This window comes from Roseateles rivi (assembly GCF_043555845.1).
GTDB classification, from domain to species: Bacteria; Pseudomonadota; Gammaproteobacteria; order Burkholderiales; family Burkholderiaceae_C; genus Roseateles; species Roseateles rivi.
The window spans coordinates 1-327 of the sequence record NZ_JBIGHZ010000025.1 but is presented as its reverse complement, the minus strand read 5'-3'; the positions used below and the strand labels follow the sequence as shown (position 1 = coordinate 327).

Sequence of the window (327 nt, the reverse complement as noted above, 5' to 3'; positions counted from 1 at the left end):
GCCCCTCAGGGAAGTGCGCCGCGAACCACTCGAAGTTCTCCGCCAGGTGCGGGCTGCTCAGCAGCGCGAACATGTACGCCCCCACGGCGTAGAAGGCCACATAGCCCAGGTCCAGCAGCCCGGCGTAGCCCACCACGATGTTGAGCCCCAGCGCCAGCAGCACGTACAGCAGCGCCAGGTCCAGGATGCGCACCGGCCCGTTGCCCAGCTGCTGCACCCCCAGTGGCAGCACCAGCAGCGCCAGCGCGGCCAGGCCAAACACGATCAGCTTGTTCTTTTGCATGCTCTTGACTCCTTCAAGCACGGTCGGCCACGCGCTCACCCAGC

1 protein-coding gene is annotated in these 327 nt (G+C 67.0%); it reads right to left on the bottom strand.

Annotated features, from left to right (window positions below):
* A partial coding sequence (locus ACG0Z6_RS16635; RefSeq protein WP_419964624.1) for an ABC transporter permease subunit occupies positions 1-283 on the bottom strand: 283 nt, incomplete at its 3' end.
* Positions 284-327 lie beyond the last annotated feature (44 nt).